A 16,837-nucleotide genomic window follows, 5' to 3' on the forward strand; every position below is an offset into this window, starting at 1 on the left:
CTGTCGCGGCCCGGCGGACGAGGCGCCTCCGGGCTGCAAGGCGTTAGCCCGCGTTGGCCCGTCCTGTAAAGCGACGAATAATGGCGTATCCTCAATGAATTAGCGGCCGTTAAGGGCGACGGGGCCGCGTCGTTGCGCACTGGCGGCGGCTGGGGCACAAGCTGCGGGCCGCCGCGTGGCGGCGCAGAGGACGGGCATGTTTCTGGTCACCGGCGGGGCGGGCTTTATCGGGTCGAATATCGTGACGAGCCTCAACGAGGCCGGCGCGACCGATGTCGTCGTCAATGACCTGCTCGGCCAAAAAGGCGCAGATGATGACGCCAAGTGGCGCAACCTCGCCAAGCGGCAGATCGCCGACGTGGTGCCGCCGGCGGAGGTGATGCGCTGGCTCGAAGGCCGCAAGCTCGAAGCCGTCATCCATATGGGCGCGATCTCGGATACCACCGCGAGCGACGCCGACCTCGTGATGGAAAACAATTTCCGCACCTCGCTGCGCTTCCTCGACTGGTGCACGCAGACCCGCACGCCTTTCATCTACGCGTCGTCGGCGGCGACCTATGGCGACGGCACCCAGGGCTTCGACGACGACTGGTCGGTCGAGGCGCTGCGCCACCTGAAGCCGATGAATCTCTACGGCACCAGCAAGCACCTGTTCGACCAGTTGGTGTCGGATCGCGTCAGCAAGGGCCAGCCGTTGCCGCCGCACTGGGCGGGCCTCAAGTTCTTCAACGTGTTCGGCCCGAACGAGTATCACAAGGGCAAGATGGCGAGCGTGTTGTGCAACGTGTTCGAGCGCGCCAAGGCGGGCGAGACGGTCAAGCTGTTCAAGTCGCACCGCGAGGGAATCGCCGACGGCGATCAACGCCGCGACTTCATCTATGTGAAGGACGCGGTTGCCGTACTGCGCTGGCTCATGGACGCGACCTCGGTCAACGGAATCTTCAATGTCGGCACCGGCAAGGCGCGCAGCTTCCGCGACATGATCGTGGCGATGTTCCGTGCGATGGGACGCGAGCCGAAGATCGAATATGTCGACATGCCGGAGAACATTCGCGGCCAGTATCAGTATTTCACGCAGGCCGAGACGGCAAACCTGCGCCGCGCGGGCTACAATGCCGACTTCACGCCGCTCGAGGACGCCGTGGCGGATTACGTCACCGGCTATCTCGACCGCGCCGATAAGTACAACTAACCCATGTTCGATTTCGAAAAACAGCTCTCGGCGCTCGGCAAGCAGACGGTGTTGTGCATCGGCGACCTGATGCTCGACGAGTTCGTCTATGGCGAGGTGACGCGGGTGTCGCCGGAAGCGCCGGCGCCGGTTATCGCCGTCAACCGAAGCGAATTGATGATCGGCGGCGCCGGCAACGTGGCGCGCAATCTGGCTGCGCTCGGCGCACACTGCATCTTCGTCGCCGTGGTCGGCAATGACGATGCCGGCGAACTGCTGCGCCGCTCGCTCGGCGAGGAACAGCTGATCGAGCCTTATCTCGCGGTCGAGAACGGCCGGCCGACCACCCGTAAAGTGCGCTTCGTCTCCGAGCATCATTCGACGCATCTGTTGCGTGCCGACTGGGAACAGGCTGCCGCCGTCAGCACCACAACCGAAGACGCGCTGATCGCCCGCGCCACCAAGGCGCTGGAACGCGCCGGCTCCGTCATTCTGTCCGACTATGCCAAGGGCGCGCTGACGCCGCAGGTCGTCCGCGCCGTCATCGAAGCTGCGCAAGCCGCCGGCAAGCCGGTCATCGTCGATCCTAAAGGCCGCGACTATTCGCATTATCGCGGCGCAACGCTGATCACGCCGAACCGACAGGAGCTGGCCGATGCCACTCATCGCGCCGCCGACAGCGACGAGGCGGTCGCCGCTGCCGCCGCCGACCTGCGCATGCAGCTCAACGCGAAAGCCGTTCTGGTGACGCGCAGCGAAGCCGGCATGACGCTGGTGGGCGAGGGTGAGCCGGTGCATGTGCCGGCCTATCCGGTGCGGGTGCGCGACGTGTCCGGCGCCGGCGACACCGTGGTGGCCGTGCTCGCCGCGATGCTGGCGATGAAATCCGATTTCGAGGCGGCGATGCGCGCCGCCAACGCCGCCGCCGCCGTGGTGGTCGGCAAGCGCGGGACAGCGACGTTGTCGCCCTCCGAACTGCGCGCGCGCATCCTGCCGGCGGCTTCGCTCGCGCCGGAAGAAAAGATCGTGTTCGACTGGTCGGTGCTCGACGAGCGGCTCGCAGGCTGGAAGCGCGCGGGTCTGCGCGTCGGCTTCACCAATGGCTGCTTCGATCTTCTGCATCCCGGCCATATCCGCGTGCTGGCCGGCGCGCGCGCGGCCTGCGACCGGCTGGTGGTCGGCCTCAACGCCGATGCTTCGGTGAAGCGGCTGAAGGGCGCGGAACGGCCGATCCAGGACGTTCACGCCCGCGCCGAGGTGCTCGCCGCGCTCGAGGCGGTCGATCTCGTCGTTGTGTTCGAGGAGGACACGCCGGAAAACCTGATCCGCAAAATCCGTCCCACCGTTCTCGTGAAGGGCGGCGATTACAACAAGGATCAGGTGGTCGGTCGTGAGATCGTCGAGGCCGAGGGCGGCGAAGTCGTGCTGATCGATCTCGTGCCCGGGCACTCCACCACCGACATGGTGGCGCGCTCGCGGGCAAAGACGCGCTGAAGGCGAGGGCCGCCATGCCGCGTCTCAGCGCTATCGTCATCACCAAAAACGAAGCCGCCAATATCGGCGCTTGTCTCGACAGCGTCGCGTTCTGCGACGAGTGCATCGTGGTCGACTGCGGCAGCGATGACGATACCGTGGCGATTGCGCAGGCGCGCGGCGCGATGGTGCATCATCATCCGTGGCAAGGCTTCGGAAAACAGAAGCAGGTTGCTCTCTCGCATGCGGCCGGCGACTGGGTGCTGCTGATCGACGCCGACGAGCGTGTGACGCCGGCACTCGCCGCACAAATCAAGAAGGCGGTCGCGCAGCCGACGGCGCAAGGAAACATCAATGGCTACGAGATGCCGCGGCTCTCGACCTTTCTCGGCCGGCCGATGCGGCATTCCGGCTGGTATCCGGATTACGTGTTGCGGCTGTTTCGCCGCGGCAAGGCGCGCATCTCGGACGATCTCGTGCACGAACGGGTGATCTGCGAGGAGCAGGTGTCGCGCCTGACCGAACCGCTCTCGCATTTCCCCGTTACGACGCTGGAGTCCGCACTGTCGCGCGTCGACCGCTATTCGACCGCGAATGCCGAGATGCTTGTGAAGTCCGGCCGCCGCGTGTCGTTTGCCTCGGGCTTCCTCCACGGCATGTTCACGTTCTTCAAGACCTACATTCTGCGTGCCGGCTTTCTCGACGGCCGCGAGGGTTTCCTGCTCGCGGTGCTCAATGCCGAAGGCGCCTACTACAAGTATATGAAAGCGTGGCAGGCGGGCCGGCGCCGTGACTGAGTTGATCTCCGTCATCGTCACCACCTACAACCGCGAGGACGCGCTCGATGCCGTGCTGCGCTCGCTCGCGGGGCAGACCGACCGTCACTTCGAAGTCATCGTCGGTGACGATGGCTCCGGTCCGGCGACCGCCAAGGTCGTCGCCGCGTGGCAATCAAAAGTGTCGTGGCGTCTTGAACACGTTTGGCAGAAGGACGACGGCTTTCGTCTCGCCGAATGCCGCAATCGCGCGATCCTTGCCGCGCGTGGCGCGTACCTGATTTTTCTCGATGCCGATTGTCTGGCGCGGCCGGATTTCGTTGCAGCGCATCGCCGGCTTGCCGAACGCGGCTGGTTCGTCGCGGGCAACCGCATTCTGCTGTCGGCGGACGCGACCGCCGCGATTTTGCGCGACGGTCAGGCCGCAGAACGCTGGCCGGCCACGCGCTGGATCTCCGAGCGCCTGCGCGGCGGGATCAATCGCCTGTCGGCGTTGCTGCGTCTGCCGCTCGGTCCGCTGCGCCGGCTGCGCGCGAAGGCCTGGCGCGGTGCGCGTGGCTGCAACATCGCGGTCTGGCGCGCCGACCTCGACCGCATCGACGGCTTCGACGCCGCCTTCGTCGGCTGGGGCCGGGAAGACTCCGATTTCTTCATTCGCCTGATGCGTTCAGGCGTACGGCGCAAGGACGGCAATTTCGCCACCGGCGTCATTCATCTGTGGCATGCGGAAGCCAACCGCGCCGCGCTTCCCGACAACGAGCGCCGGCTCGAGGAGGTGAAGCACAACGACCGCATCCGGGCGCGGCAGGGCCTGTCGGCGCTTTCGACAGAGTCTTAACAGGAACGCCGTTCGGCCACCTGTAACGCATTGAATCAATTCGTGTTCACCTCATTCACAGGGTCCGGTCGCGCCGCCGGAACCGCCGTGCTAGGGAAAGCGAAGGGCGGCTGCAGACCGCCAGGGGATACCGTTTCAGCATGAATCAGTCGGCAGGACCGGACACGGAACGTCCGTTGCGTATTGGCGTCATCGGCGCCGGCGTGATGGGCAGCAATCACGCGCGCGTTTTCAGCGGCCTCGCCGGCGGCAAGCTGATCGGCATCGCCGACACAGACCGTGCGGTTGCCGAGAATGTCGCGCGCCAGCTCGACTGCAAGGCCGTGACGAGCGTCAGCGAGTTGCTCGACTTCGGCGTCGAGGCGGTGACGATCGCCGCGCCGACCCATCTGCATCACAAGATCGCGCTCGAATGCATCGCGCGCGGCGTCCACGTCCTGGTGGAAAAGCCGATCGCCTCGACCACCGAGGAAGGCCACGACATCATCGACGCGGCCAGACGCGCCGGCGTCACGCTGATGGTCGGCCATGTTGAGCGGTTCAATCCGGCCGTGCAGGCGATCAAGGACGCGATCCGCAACGAGGATATTCTCTCCATCGGCATCACGCGGGTCGGTCCGTTCCCGCCGCGCATGTCGAATGTCGGCGTGGTCATCGACCTCGCCGTGCACGACATCGACCTGATCCAGTGGTTCACCGACTCCGAGATCGTCGAGGTTCAGCCGCAGGTCTCGAGCTTCGTCGCCGAGCGGGAGGACATCGCGCTGCTGCAGTTCCGCACCGCCTCGGGCGTGCTGGCGCACATCAACACCAACTGGTTGACGCCGTTCAAGGCGCGCAACGTGACGGTGGCGACGCGCAAGAAATACATCATGGGCGACCTCTTGACCCGGCAGGTCACCGAATGCTTCGGCTTCCAGCCGGACGGCAGCTATTCGATGCGGCATCTTTCGGTCGGCTATGCCGAGCCGCTGCGTTCCGAACTCGCCGCCTTCCTCGAGGCGGTGCGGACCGGTGCCGCCCCGGCGGTGACCGGAGAGCAGGGCGTCGACAGCCTCGAAATCGCCACCCGCTGCCTGCAAAAGCCGGCGGCCCCGCCGGTGCGCAAGCCGCGTGTCGTTGCCGGCTGACCGCCGCGCCGTCTCTCCATAGCTGATATGGTGGCGTACAGTCGGCGGGATTCGCCGGGCAGGGGTCTTTGCGTCTGGCGTCGGCAATAATCGGGCAACGATGATCGAGCGCATTCTCACGGTCGGCGGCTTTACGCTGTTGTCGCGGATCACCGGCTTTGCCCGCGACATTTTCCTCGCCGCGGTGCTCGGCGCGGGTCCCGTTGCGGACGCCTTTTTCGTCGCGCTGCGGCTGCCCAATCACTTCCGCGCCATTTTTGCAGAGGGCGCGTTCAACGCGGCCTTCGTGCCGGCCTATGCGTCCCTGCGCGAACGCGGCGGCGCGGCGCGCGCCGGCGAATTCGCCGACCGCATCTTCACGCTGCTGCTTGCCACGCAACTCGTGCTGCTGGCGCTGGCGCTGTTCTTCATGCCGACGGTGATCGATGTGCTGGCGCCGGGCCTCCACGGCGATCCGGTGCGCTTCCCGCTCGCGGTCGAACTCACCCGCATCACCTTTCCCTATCTGCTGCTGGTCACGATCGTCACGCTGTTCAGCGGCATCCTCAATGCGTTGCAGCGTTTCGCGGCGGCGGCGGCTGCGCCGATCTTTCTCAACCTGTCGATGATCGTCACGCTGGCGCTGGCGGCTTTTTTCCCGACCGTTGGGCATGCCGCTGCGTGGGGCGTGCTGGTCGCCGGCGTCCTCGAAGTGCTGCTCGTTGCCTATGACGCGCGCCGCGCCGGCGCGCTGACCGGACTGCGCCGGCCAACGCTCGATGCCGACGTCAAGGCGTTCTTCAAGGCGCTCGGACCGGCGGTGATCGGCTCCGGCGGCGTGCAGCTCGCGCTGTTCGCCGACACCATCATCGCAACGTTCCTTGCAACCGGCGCGCTGTCGGCGCTGTATTATGCCGACCGGCTCAATCAGTTGCCGATCGGCGTGATCGGCATTGCGGTGGGCACGGTGATCCTGCCCGAGATGGCGCGCCGCATTGCCGCCGGCGACATGGCTGGCGCAAGCGCGGCGCAGAACCGCGCGGTCGAACTCGCGCTGTTGCTCGCCTTGCCGTGCCTTGCCGCCTTTGTCACGGTGCCCGATCTCATCATGCGGGCCCTGTTCATGCGCGGCGCTTTCACCGCAGCGGACGCCGACGCTGCGGGTGCGACGCTTGCGGCCTATGCGATCGGTCTTTTGCCGTTTGTCCTGATCCGCACTGCGACGGCGACGTTCTATGCGCGGGGCGACACCGCAACGCCGGTGAAGGCCGCGCTTACCGCGGCGGTCGTCAACATTGCATTCAAGTTTGCGTTGATGGGGCCGCTCGCGCAGGTCGGTCTTGCGCTCGCGACCGCGATTGGCGCGTGGATCAATCTCGGCCTTGTGGTGTGGTTCGCGAGACGGGCGGGACTGCTTGAAATCGACGCGCGGCTGCGTGGCGCGGCATGGCGGCTGCTGGCTGCTGCCGTTGTGCTTGCCGCTGTGCTGTGGGGACTTTATGCGCCGCTGAGCGGCTGGCTCGCCGGCGTGCGCCTTCATGACATCGCCGCGCTTGCGGCCTTGATCGCCGCCGGTGCCGTCGCCTATGGCGGCGCGTTGCTCGCGCTGTTCGGCCCGGCTCGGCTGCGCAACTGGAGCCGCAATCTGGGCCGTGGCCGTCCGCCCACACGATGAAAAAAGGCGCACTGGCGCGGCTTTCCGCCGGTGGACATTGGCGGGTGTCGTAGCTAAGTCAGTCCGGCAGTTCTTTTGCCCGTGTGCCGGCCATCTAAGAACCTGATTGGAATGATGAAAAATATTGTTGTGAGTCCAAACCGGCTGGCCATCGGGCTTGTCGCAGTACTCGCCTCCGCTCTCGCCGGGTGTGGCGACGGCCAGAAGGCGTCCGCGCCGCCGCCGCCGGAGGTCATCGTCGCCACGCCGGTCAAGCAGACCGTCACGGACTACGACGAATATGTCGGGCGCTTTGTCGCGATCGACTCGGTCGAGGTGCGTGCGCGCGTCTCCGGCTATCTGGAGTCGGTGCACTTCACCGACGGTCAACTCGTCAAGCAGGGCGATCTGCTGTTCACCATCGACCGCCGCCCGTTCCGCAACGCGCTCGACCAGATGCGCGCCAATCTGGAAACCGCGAAGTCCAACCTGAAATTCACCAAGGCGGATTTCGACCGCGCCTCGCAGCTCGTGCGCGAGAAGACCATCACGGACCAGACCTTCGAGCAGCGCGCGCAGGCGTATCGTAACGCCGAAGCCGCGGTTGCCGCCGGCGAGGCGCAGGTGCGCCAGGCCGAGCTCGATCTTGCATTCTCGGAGTTGCGCGCGCCGATCTCCGGCCGCATCGGCGACCGCCGCGTCAGCCCCGGCAATCTCGTAACCGGCGCCGCCGGCAGCACCACTACGCTGCTCGCCACCATCGTCTCGATGGATCCGATCCGTTTCGAGTTCACCTTCGACGAAGCCTCGTTCCTGCGTTACGAGCGGCTGTCGAAGCAGGGCGACGGCAACGATATCGCGAGCCGTGGCGGCGGCACGGCCGTCTCGTTGAAGCTGATCGACGAAAAGGACTTCGCCCATAAAGGACGCATGGACTTTATCGACAACGTCATCGACCGGACCACCGGCACGATCCGCGGGCGCGCGGTGCTGGACAATCCCAAGGGACTGTTTACGCCCGGCATGTTCGGCCGGGTGCGCGTGCCGGGTTCGGCGCCCTATGAGGCGCTGCTGGTGCCGGATGCGGCGGTCGGTACCGAGCAGATTCGGAAATATCTGCTCGTCGTGAACAAGGACAATGTCGCGACCCAGAAATTCGTGACGCTTGGCCCGGTGATCGGCGATAACATGCGGGTCATCAGGGACGGCATTGCCGCGGATGACCGCGTTGTGGTGAGCGGACTGATGCGGGCGCGGCCGGGCACGAAAGTGACGCCGAAGACGCAGGAGCAAAAGGCGCAAGAGCAGCAGAAGCAAGGCGAAAAGGGTGCGGCGGGCGCCGCGCCGAAGAAATAGGCGCGGGCCAGATGCGGATATCGCATTTTTTCATCGACCGGCCGATCTTCGCCTGCGTCGTCTCGATCGTCATCATCATTCTGGGCGCCGTGTCCTTCGTGCGCCTGCCGATCGCCGAATATCCGGAGATCGCGCCGCCGGTCATCAATGTCACCGGCCAGTATCCGGGCGCCAGCGCCGACGTCGTCGCCTCCACCGTGGTCGCGCCCATCGAGGAGCAGATCAACGGCGTTGAGAACATGCTCTACATGTCGTCGAATTCGACGGCCGACGGCAAGTTCTCGATCGCGGTGACGTTCGAAATCGGCACCAATCTCGATATCGCGCAGGTGCAGGTGCAAAACCGCGTGGCGATCGCGCAGCCGCGATTGCCCGCCGACGTGCGCGCGATCGGCGTCACGGTGGCGAAAAGCTCGCCCGACCTGATGATGATCGTGCACATGTTCTCGCCGGACAAGTCGCGGGACTCGCTGTTCGTCTCGAACTACGCCTCGCTGGAGATCAAGGACGTCCTGACCCGCGTCGACGGCGTCGGCTCGATCATCGTGTTCGGCAGCCGCGACTATTCGATGCGGATCTGGCTCGATCCCGACCGCCTGCAGTCGCTGGGGCTGACCGCCAACGACGTTGTCGCGGCGCTGCAGGGGCAGAACGTGCAGGTCGCCTCCGGCACCCTGAACCAGCCCCCGCTGAACGATCCGAGAGCGTTCCAGATCGCCGTTCAGACGCAGGGGCGCCTGACCAATCCGGCGGAGTTCCAGAACATCGTCGTCAAGCAGACGGCAACGGCGGTGGTGCGCCTGAAGGACGTCGCCCGCGTCGAGCTCGCCGCGCAGGACTACAACTCGATCTCCTATCTCAATCTCGATCCGGCGGTCGCCATCGCCGTGTTCCAGCGGCCGGGCTCGAACGCGCTTGCGACCGCGGGGAAGATTCGCGACACGATGAAGGCGTTGTCGAAGAATTTTCCGACCGGCGTGGAATACCGGATCGTCTACGACCCGACCCAGTTCATCCAGCAGTCGGTCAATGCCGTGCAGGAGACGATCGGCGAGGCGATTATTCTGGTCGTGCTCGTGATCGTGCTGTTCCTGCAGACCTGGCGGGCCGCGGTGATCCCGCTGGTGGCGATCCCGATCTCGCTGATCGGCACCTTCTTCGTCATGTCGATGTTCGGCTTCACGCTGAACACGCTGTCGCTGTTCGGCCTCGTGCTGGCGGTCGGTATCGTGGTCGACGACGCAATTGTCGTAGTCGAGAACGTCGAGCGTAATATCGCCGCGGGCTTGAGTCCTCGCGAGGCCGCGCGAAAAACTATGGACGAGGTCGGGACGGCGCTGGTCGCGATCGCGCTGGTGCTGTGCGCGGTGTTCATCCCGTCGGCCTTCATCACCGGCATATCCGGCCAGTTCTACAAGCAGTTCGCGCTGACCATTGCCGCCGCGACGGTCTTTTCGCTGATCACCTCGCTGACCCTGTCGCCGGCGCTATGCGCCCTGCTGCTCAAGCCGCACGCGGCGGCGCATGAGGAGCGGGGGCTGGTGCGCTACCTTCACGGCTTCTTCCGCGCTTTCAATTTCGGCTTCGACAAGTTTGCCGAGGGCTATGGCAGGCTCACAGCCAAAGCGGTGCGCTTCGCTATCATCATGCTGTTGCTTTATGCGGGCCTGCTCGCATTCGGTCTCAACGAATTCCGCAAGACGCCTGTCGGGTTCATCCCGCAGGTCGATGCCGGCTATCTCGTCACCGTCGTTCAGCTGCCGCCGGGCGCGGCGCTCAACCGCACCGACGAGATCAACAAGAAGGTGGTCGAGATCGCGCTGAAGACGCCCGGCGTTGCCGGCGCCGTTAACATTGTCGGCTTTTCCGGAGCGACCTTCACCAACGCGCCGAACGCCGGCGCGGTGTTTCTTGTGCTGTCGCCGTTCGAGGAACGGGCCGGCAATCCCAACCTGACGGCCTCCGCGATCCAGCGCAATCTGTTCGGCAAGTTCGCGGCGATCGACGAGGCGCTGATCGTGGTGGTGCCGCCGCCGCCGGTGCGCGGCGTCGGCAACGCCGGCGGTTTCCGCATGATGATCGAGGACCGCGCCGGGCGCGGGCCGGCGGCGTTGCAGCAGGCGACCTATGCGATGATGGGAGCGGCGGCGCAGACGACGGGCCTCCAGCAAGTCTATTCGCTGTTCGAGAACTCGACGCCGCAGCTCTATCTCGACATCGACCGCACCAAGGCGCAGTTGCTCGGCATCAATGTGCCGGATGTCTTTTCGGCGCTGCAGATCTATCTCGGATCGGCCTATGTCAACGACTTCAATCTGTTCGGCCGCACATTCCGTGTCGTCGCGCAGGCCGACGGCCAGTTCCGCAAGAGCCCCGAAGACGTTCTGAAAATCCGCGTTCGCAACAAGGATGGCGAGACCGTTCCGCTCGGCGCCTTTACGACGGTGCGCGACGTGTCCGGTCCCTACCGCGTGCCGCGCTACAATCTCTATCCCGCAGCCGAGGTCGACGGCAGCGCGGCGCCCGGCTATTCGCAAGGTCAGGCTATCGAGATCATGCAGCAACTCGCCCAGCGGGTGCTGCCGGACGGCTTCTCCTATGAATGGACGACGCTCGCGTTCCAGCAATTGCGCGCCGGCAATACCGCGATCTTCGCCTTCGTGCTGGCGGTCGTCTTCGTGTTCCTCGTGCTCGCGGCACAGTTCGAGAGCCTGACGCTGCCGCTCGCGGTCATTCTGATCGTGCCGATGTGTCTCGTCGCCTCGATTGTCGGCGTGGTGCTGCGCGGGCAGGACAACAACATCCTGACGCAGGTCGGCTTCATCGTGCTGATCGGCCTTGCCGCCAAGAACGCGATTCTGATCGTCGAATTTGCGAGCCAGATCGAGGAGGGCGGCAAGGACCGCTTCGCCGCGGCCATCGAGGCCGCGCGGCTGCGCTTCCGGCCGATCCTGATGACTTCGCTCGCCTTCATCTTCGGCGTGTCGCCGCTGGTGTGGGCGGTCGGCGCGGGAGCCGAATTGCGCCAGGTGCTCGGCACCGCGGTGTTCTCCGGCATGATCGGCGTCACCGCCTTCGGCCTGATCTTCACGCCGGTGTTCTACGTGGTTTGCCGCTGGATCGCGTTGCGCGCCTCGCGCCGCTGCAGCGCCGAGCAGCCTGCGGAATAATCGGCCGGTAACAGCGGAGAACGAGGATGGCAGTCCCGAAATTCGGCATCGGCCAGCCGATGACCCGCAAGGAAGACGACCGCCTCCTGCGCGGCGCCGGCCGCTACGTCGCCGACGTTGCGGCGGACAAGCCGCTGCAGGCCGTGGTGCTGCGCTCGCCGCATGCCCATGCCCGGTTCCGTCTCGTAGATCTCGCCGCCGCGCGGGCGAAACCCGGCGTCCGCCTGGTGCTGACTGCGGCCGACATTCCCCATCTCGGCCCGCTGCCGTGCCCCGGCGTCATTCCCTCGACGCCGGAGATTTCGGTGCCGGCCTATCCGATCCTCGCCACCGACACCGTGCGCTATGTCGGCGATGCGGTGGCCTTCGTTGTCGCCGACACGCTCGAAGCCGCGCGGGATGGCGCCGAAGCCATTGTCATCGACTGGCAGCCGCTGCCCCATGTGGTCGGCGCGGAGGCCGCGCTCGCCAAGGGCGCGCCGCAGATCTGGCCGAGCCATCCCGGCAATCTGGTTCTGCATGCCGAGGAGGGCGACGCCGAGGCAACCCGTGCCGCGTTCAAAAGCGCTGCGCGCACGGCTGAAGTCACCATAGTCAATCAGCGGCTCGTCACCAACTACATGGAGACGCGCGGCGTGGTCGCCGAATATGACGGCGAACGGTACACGCTGACGCTCGGCAGCCAGGGCAGCCACATCATCCGCGAGATCATGTGCGACAATGTGCTGAAGATCCCGCAGGACAAGATGCGGGTCGTGACGCCGGATGTCGGCGGCGGCTTCGGCACAAAGCTCTTCCCCTATCGCGAATATGCGCTGACCGCGGTTGCCGCTGAGAAGCTGCGCCGCCCGGTACGCTGGATCGGCGAACGCAGCGAGCATTTCCTGTCGTGCAGCCACGGCCGCGACAACATCAGCACGGCGCGGCTCGCCATCGACGACAAGGGCCGCTTCACCGCGCTCGAGATCGACACTCTGGCCGACATGGGCGCCTATCTGTCGGCCTATGCGCCTTACATACCGTGGCTCGGCGTCGGCATGGCCCCCGGTGTGTACGACATTCCGGTCTGCCATGTGCGGCTGCGCGGCGTTTTCACCAATACCGTGCCGGTCGACGCCTATCGCGGCGCGGGGCGGCCCGAGGCGTCCTATCTGATCGAGCGTGTCGTCGACGAGGCGGCGCGCCAACTCGATGTCGCGCAGGACGTCGTGCGCCGCCGCAACTTCATCAAGCCGAAGGCGATGCCCTATAGGACCGCGACGGGCAAGATTTACGACACCGGCAATTTCGCTGCGCATCTCGCCCGCGCGCAGGAAATGATCGGCTGGGACGGCTTCAAGAAGCGCGCGGTCGAGGCCAAGCGCCGCGGCAAGCTGCGTGGCATCGGCATCGCGACCTATATCGAAGCCTGCGGCAATATGGGCCCGGAGACAGCGACGCTGACGCTCGACACCGACGGCGGCGTCAACCTGCTGATCGGTTCGCAGAGCACCGGACAGGGTCACGATACGGCCTATGCGCAGATCGTCGCCGAGCAACTCGGTCTGCCGCCCGAGCGCGTGCGCATGCACCAGGGCGACACGGATCGCGTGGCGACCGGCGGCGGCACCGGCGGGTCAAGCTCGATCCCCTGCGGCGGCGCCTCGCTGGAAGGCGCGACCAGGAAGCTTGCCGACCGGATCAAGAAACTCGCCGCCGACGCGCTCGAAGCCTCGGCCGGCGATCTCGAAATCGACGCCGGCACCGTGCGCATCGCCGGCACCGACCGGCAGATCAGCTTCGCGGATGTCGCGAAGAAGGCGACCAAGGAAGAACGCACCGCCGACGACACCTGGACGCCGGAGCAGCCGACCTTTCCGAACGGCACCCACATCGCGGAAGTCGAGATCGATCCCGACACCGGCGCGATCGAGATCGTCGGCTACGCGATCGTCGACGACTTCGGCATGACGCTCAACCCCATCATGCTCGAAGGCCAGGTGCATGGCGGCAGCGTGCAAGGCATCGGCCAGGCGTTGATGGAGGAGACGGTGTTCGACGCGGCCTCCGGCCAGTTGATGAGCGCGAGCCTGATGGACTACGCGCTGCCGCGCGCGCTCAACGCGCCGGGCTTCCAGTTCGAGACCATCAACGTCCCCTGCAAGACCAATCCGCTCGGCGTCAAAGGCGCCGGAGAGGCGGGCGCCATCGGCTCGTGTCCGGCCGTCATCAACGCGATCCTCGACGCGCTGTGGCGCAATTGCGGGGTGCGTCACATTGACATGCCGGCGACCCCGCAACGGGTCTGGGCCGCGATCGCGGCCGCAAAAGGCAGTCGGTTGGCCTGATCCGCCGGCGGCGCCTCTCAGCCTTAAGTCCCTTCACTTATTTGTGAAATTTCCCGTCTGACGACTGACATGGCCGTGGAATATAGAATGATTCCAGGTGTTGGCCTCTTTGCACCTCGTCACGCCAAACAGGGGAGTCCCTATGAAATTGTCTTTGATGGCCGCGGCTGCCGCGGTTGCGGCTCTGTGCGCCACCAGCGTCATCGCCCAGCAGGATCCGATTACGACCCGCAAGGCCACCATGAAAGGCGTCGGGGCTGCGACCCGCGATGCCGCCCAGATGGTTAAGGGTGAGGCGCCGTTCGATCTCGCCAAGGCGAAGCATACGTTTGCCGTCTACCAGGACGCGGCGGTGAAAATGCCGACGCTGTTCCCGGAGAACAGCAAGACCGGCGGCGACACCACCGCGGCGCCGAAAATCTGGGAAGACATGGCGGGCTTCAAGGCCGGCTTCCAGAAGCTTGCGGCCGACGCCAAGGCCGCGGAAGCGGCGACGAAGGACCTCGACAGCTTCAAGGCAGCCTTCACCGCGGTGACCAAGGATTGTGGCGCCTGCCACCAGACCTATCGCATCAAGAAGAGCTGACCGCTTTTTGCGGGGAATGTCAGTATTTTATTGTCGTCGGGCGGCGTCTCGCAGGAGATGCCGCCCTTCGCTTTGCGGAATCGGCCGGCCCGCTTAGGATTATTGCCGCGCCAACAGGACCGGAGTTCCCCGGATGCTTCGTAAACTGTTCCTGCTCGCGATCGCGGCCGTCTTTGTCGGCGTCATCGTGTTCTGGCTCGTGACCATTCCGGCGACGGTATCGGCGAGCGCGCTCGGGCCTCACACGCCCAATCTCGACAACGGCAAGACGATGTTCAACGCCGGCGGCTGCGCGTCATGTCATGCGGTGCCCAAACAGGACGACCGCACCAGGCTCGGCGGCGGTCTCGCCCTGCATTCGCCGTTCGGCACCTTCCATGTTCCCAACATTTCGTCCGATCAGAAAGACGGCATCGGCGCCTGGACCGAGGTGCAGTTCGTCACCGCAATGGTGAAGGGCACCTCGCCGAGCGGGGAGCATTATTATCCGGCGTTTCCCTATACGTCCTACCAGCGCATCGCGCTCAACGATCTGCGAGACCTGTTCGCCTATCTCAAGACTCTTCCCGCTGTGGCCGGCAAGGTGCGCGATCACGAACTGCCGTTTCCCTTCAGCATCCGCCGGCTGCTCGGCGGCTGGAAGTTCCTGTTCCTCGACGGCAAGCCGTTTACGCCGGACGGCAGCCAGTCCGCGCAATGGAACCGCGGCGCCTATCTGGTCAACGGTCCCGGCCATTGCGCAGAATGTCACAGCCCGCGCAATGCGCTCGGCGGCATCGAGGCCGGCAAACGCTTTTCCGGCGGGCCTAATCCGGAAGGCAAGGGCTTCATCCCCAATATTACCCAGGCGCGGCTGAAGAGCTGGTCGGTGAGCGACATCGCAAGCGTGTTGTCGGACGGCCTGACGCCGGAGGGCGACAGCGTGGGCGGCTCGATGACGCCTGTGATCAAGAACACCTCGCAATTGTCCAAGGAGGACCGCGAGGCGATGGCGACCTACATCAAGTCGCTTGCGCCGGTCGAGGGCGTGCGGCGCAAGCAGAGCGGAAACTAGAGCGGGTTTCATTGCCCCGCCGGCCGGGTTCCGGCTGGCGGGAATCGCTGACCGGTGTATTGATCGGTCCGTGACAGACATGACCCCGGCCAGCACCAATCCGCTCAAGGGCATCGTTTTCAAGCTTATCTCGGCGCTGCTGTTTGCGGCGATGTCGGCGCTGGTCCGGCTGACCGGCGAGGTCACGCCGGTCGGGCAGATCGTGTTTTTCCGCAGCGCCTTTGCGATCGTGCCGGTGATCGCGATCTACGCCTGGCGGGGCGAAATCCTCGCCGCGGTGACGACGCGACGGCCGCTCGGCCATATCGGCCGCGGCAGTCTCAGCGTCTGCGGCATGTACACCAACTTTTCCTCGCTGGTGCGCCTGCCGCTCGCCGACGCCACCGCGATTTCATTCGCCTCGCCGCTGATCACCGTAGCGCTGGCGGCGCTCATCCTGAAGGAGCGGGTCCGCATTTATCGCTGGTCGGCGGTGGCGGTCGGCTTCGTCGGCGTCATCGTGATGCTGGTTCCGCATCTGGAATTCGGCGGCAAGGAGGCCGGCCTCGTGGCCTCGGCCGGTGCGATCTTCGCGGTGATCGCGGTGTTCTGCAACGCCGGCACGGTGATCCAGACCCGGAGGTTGACGCAGAGCGAGACGACACCGTCGATCGTGTTCTATTTCTCGTTGATCTGCGCGATCGCCGGCGCGGCGACGCTGCCGTTCGACTGGTACACGCCGACCTGGCTCGAACTCATGGGGCTGGTCTCGCTCGGCATGCTCGGCGGCCTCGCGCATATTTTCCTGACCGAAAGCTATCGCCATGCGGCGGCCTCGGTCGTCGCGCCGTTCGATTACTCGACGATGATCTGGGCGATCATCCTCGGCTATTACGTGTTCGGTGAAATCCCGACCGGCACGGTCTATATCGGCTCGGCGATCGTCGCCGCCGCGGGCCTGTTCGTGATCTGGCGCGAACGGCAACTCGGCCTGCAGCGCCGTCGCGAGGTCGAGAGCCCGCCGGCGCGAACCTGATATCCCTGCGCGTCGCCTTTACCGGAAACCGGCGCGCACTTTTCGGGGCGATGCGTTAGCCCTGAAATGCCTTGAAGGTGACGATGGTGCGGGTGTCCTGGATGCCTGCGATCGGCTGGACCTTCTCCTGGACGAAGTGGCCGATGTCCGTCGTCTCGTCGACGTAGAACTTCACCAGCAGGTCGAAGTCGCCGGCGGTCGAGTAGATCTCCGAGGCAATCTCCGCCTCCGCCAGCTTGTTGGCGACCTGGTAGCACTTGCCGAGGTGGCACTTGATCTGGACAAAGAACGGAACCATCGCGACCCTC

The 16,837-nt window shown here is 65.4% G+C and carries 13 protein-coding genes; 12 read left to right on the forward strand and 1 reads right to left on the reverse strand.

The features are described from left to right. Nucleotides 1-196 precede the first annotated feature (196 nt). The 12 genes from rfaD to AB7F10_RS02615 all read left to right on the forward strand — a co-directional run bounded on the left by rfaD (nucleotide 197) and on the right by AB7F10_RS02615 (nucleotide 16,529). Complete coding sequence (gene rfaD / locus AB7F10_RS02560; RefSeq protein WP_428557839.1) at nucleotides 197-1,192, forward strand: ADP-glyceromanno-heptose 6-epimerase; 996 nt, start codon at nucleotides 197-199, stop codon at nucleotides 1,190-1,192. Between the two features lie 3 nt (nucleotides 1,193-1,195). Next, the gene (gene rfaE1 / locus AB7F10_RS02565) at nucleotides 1,196-2,665 is read left to right on the forward strand and encodes a D-glycero-beta-D-manno-heptose-7-phosphate kinase (protein WP_428557838.1); all 1,470 of its coding nucleotides are present in this window, start codon (nucleotides 1,196-1,198) and stop codon (nucleotides 2,663-2,665) included. 14 nt (nucleotides 2,666-2,679) lie between these two features. Further along, nucleotides 2,680-3,441 carry a glycosyltransferase family 2 protein gene (locus tag AB7F10_RS02570; RefSeq protein WP_428557837.1) on the forward strand — a complete coding sequence of 254 codons (762 nt, stop codon included), beginning with the start codon at nucleotides 2,680-2,682 and terminating at the stop codon, nucleotides 3,439-3,441. Beyond that, complete coding sequence (locus AB7F10_RS02575) at nucleotides 3,434-4,258, forward strand: glycosyltransferase family 2 protein (protein WP_428557836.1); 825 nt, start codon at nucleotides 3,434-3,436, stop codon at nucleotides 4,256-4,258. Before AB7F10_RS02570 ends, AB7F10_RS02575 begins: the two co-directional genes overlap by 8 nt. A gap of 140 nt (nucleotides 4,259-4,398) precedes the next feature. Continuing rightward, a complete protein-coding gene (locus AB7F10_RS02580; protein WP_428557835.1) occupies nucleotides 4,399-5,388 on the forward strand; it encodes a Gfo/Idh/MocA family oxidoreductase in 990 nt (329 codons plus the stop codon). Between the two features lie 100 nt (nucleotides 5,389-5,488). Continuing rightward, entirely contained in the window at nucleotides 5,489-7,042 is a 1,554-nt protein-coding gene (murJ, locus tag AB7F10_RS02585; RefSeq protein ID WP_428557834.1) for a murein biosynthesis integral membrane protein MurJ, read from the forward strand. 114 nt (nucleotides 7,043-7,156) lie between these two features. Beyond that, nucleotides 7,157-8,377, forward strand: a complete 1,221-nt coding sequence (locus AB7F10_RS02590; protein ID WP_428587092.1) for an efflux RND transporter periplasmic adaptor subunit — start codon at nucleotides 7,157-7,159, stop codon at nucleotides 8,375-8,377. 11 nt (nucleotides 8,378-8,388) lie between these two features. Beyond that, nucleotides 8,389-11,547, forward strand: coding sequence for an efflux RND transporter permease subunit (locus tag AB7F10_RS02595; RefSeq protein WP_428557832.1), 3,159 nt, complete (start codon nucleotides 8,389-8,391; stop codon nucleotides 11,545-11,547). A 26-nt stretch (nucleotides 11,548-11,573) separates the two neighbouring features. Continuing rightward, nucleotides 11,574-13,874, forward strand: coding sequence for a xanthine dehydrogenase family protein molybdopterin-binding subunit (locus AB7F10_RS02600; RefSeq protein WP_428557831.1), 2,301 nt, complete (start codon nucleotides 11,574-11,576; stop codon nucleotides 13,872-13,874). Between the two features lie 142 nt (nucleotides 13,875-14,016). After that, nucleotides 14,017-14,460 carry a c-type cytochrome gene (locus AB7F10_RS02605; RefSeq protein WP_428557830.1) on the forward strand — a complete coding sequence of 148 codons (444 nt, stop codon included), beginning with the start codon at nucleotides 14,017-14,019 and terminating at the stop codon, nucleotides 14,458-14,460. 133 nt (nucleotides 14,461-14,593) lie between these two features. Beyond that, nucleotides 14,594-15,514: a c-type cytochrome gene (locus AB7F10_RS02610; protein WP_428557829.1), complete on the forward strand. Its 921-nt coding sequence runs from the start codon at nucleotides 14,594-14,596 to the stop codon at nucleotides 15,512-15,514. A 79-nt stretch (nucleotides 15,515-15,593) separates the two neighbouring features. After that, entirely contained in the window at nucleotides 15,594-16,529 is a 936-nt protein-coding gene (locus AB7F10_RS02615; RefSeq protein ID WP_428557828.1) for a DMT family transporter, read from the forward strand. Between the two features lie 55 nt (nucleotides 16,530-16,584). Here AB7F10_RS02615 and AB7F10_RS02620 read toward each other — a convergent pair whose 3' ends face one another. Beyond that, entirely contained in the window at nucleotides 16,585-16,827 is a 243-nt protein-coding gene (locus AB7F10_RS02620) for an Lrp/AsnC ligand binding domain-containing protein (protein WP_428557827.1), read from the reverse strand. Nucleotides 16,828-16,837 lie beyond the last annotated feature (10 nt).

This window comes from Pseudolabrys sp., assembly GCF_050250095.1.
GTDB lineage: Bacteria > Pseudomonadota > Alphaproteobacteria > Rhizobiales > Xanthobacteraceae > Pseudolabrys.

What these genes read in the sequence shown, in the direction of transcription:
- rfaD (WP_428557839.1), top strand. Translation starts at nt 197, where the DNA reads ATGTTTCTGGTCACCGGCGGGGCGGGCTTTATCGGGTCGAATATCGTG.
- rfaE1 (WP_428557838.1), top strand. Translation starts at nt 1,196, where the DNA reads ATGTTCGATTTCGAAAAACAGCTCTCGGCGCTCGGCAAGCAGACGGTG.
- AB7F10_RS02570 (WP_428557837.1), top strand. Translation starts at nt 2,680, where the DNA reads ATGCCGCGTCTCAGCGCTATCGTCATCACCAAAAACGAAGCCGCCAAT.
- AB7F10_RS02580 (WP_428557835.1), top strand. Translation starts at nt 4,399, where the DNA reads ATGAATCAGTCGGCAGGACCGGACACGGAACGTCCGTTGCGTATTGGC.
- murJ (WP_428557834.1), top strand. Translation starts at nt 5,489, where the DNA reads ATGATCGAGCGCATTCTCACGGTCGGCGGCTTTACGCTGTTGTCGCGG.
- AB7F10_RS02590 (WP_428587092.1), top strand. Translation starts at nt 7,157, where the DNA reads ATGAAAAATATTGTTGTGAGTCCAAACCGGCTGGCCATCGGGCTTGTC.
- AB7F10_RS02595 (WP_428557832.1), top strand. Translation starts at nt 8,389, where the DNA reads ATGCGGATATCGCATTTTTTCATCGACCGGCCGATCTTCGCCTGCGTC.
- AB7F10_RS02600 (WP_428557831.1), top strand. Translation starts at nt 11,574, where the DNA reads ATGGCAGTCCCGAAATTCGGCATCGGCCAGCCGATGACCCGCAAGGAA.
- AB7F10_RS02605 (WP_428557830.1), top strand. Translation starts at nt 14,017, where the DNA reads ATGAAATTGTCTTTGATGGCCGCGGCTGCCGCGGTTGCGGCTCTGTGC.
- AB7F10_RS02610 (WP_428557829.1), top strand. Translation starts at nt 14,594, where the DNA reads ATGCTTCGTAAACTGTTCCTGCTCGCGATCGCGGCCGTCTTTGTCGGC.
- AB7F10_RS02615 (WP_428557828.1), top strand. Translation starts at nt 15,594, where the DNA reads ATGACCCCGGCCAGCACCAATCCGCTCAAGGGCATCGTTTTCAAGCTT.
- AB7F10_RS02620 (WP_428557827.1), bottom strand. Translation starts at nt 16,827, where the DNA reads ATGGTTCCGTTCTTTGTCCAGATCAAGTGCCACCTCGGCAAGTGCTAC.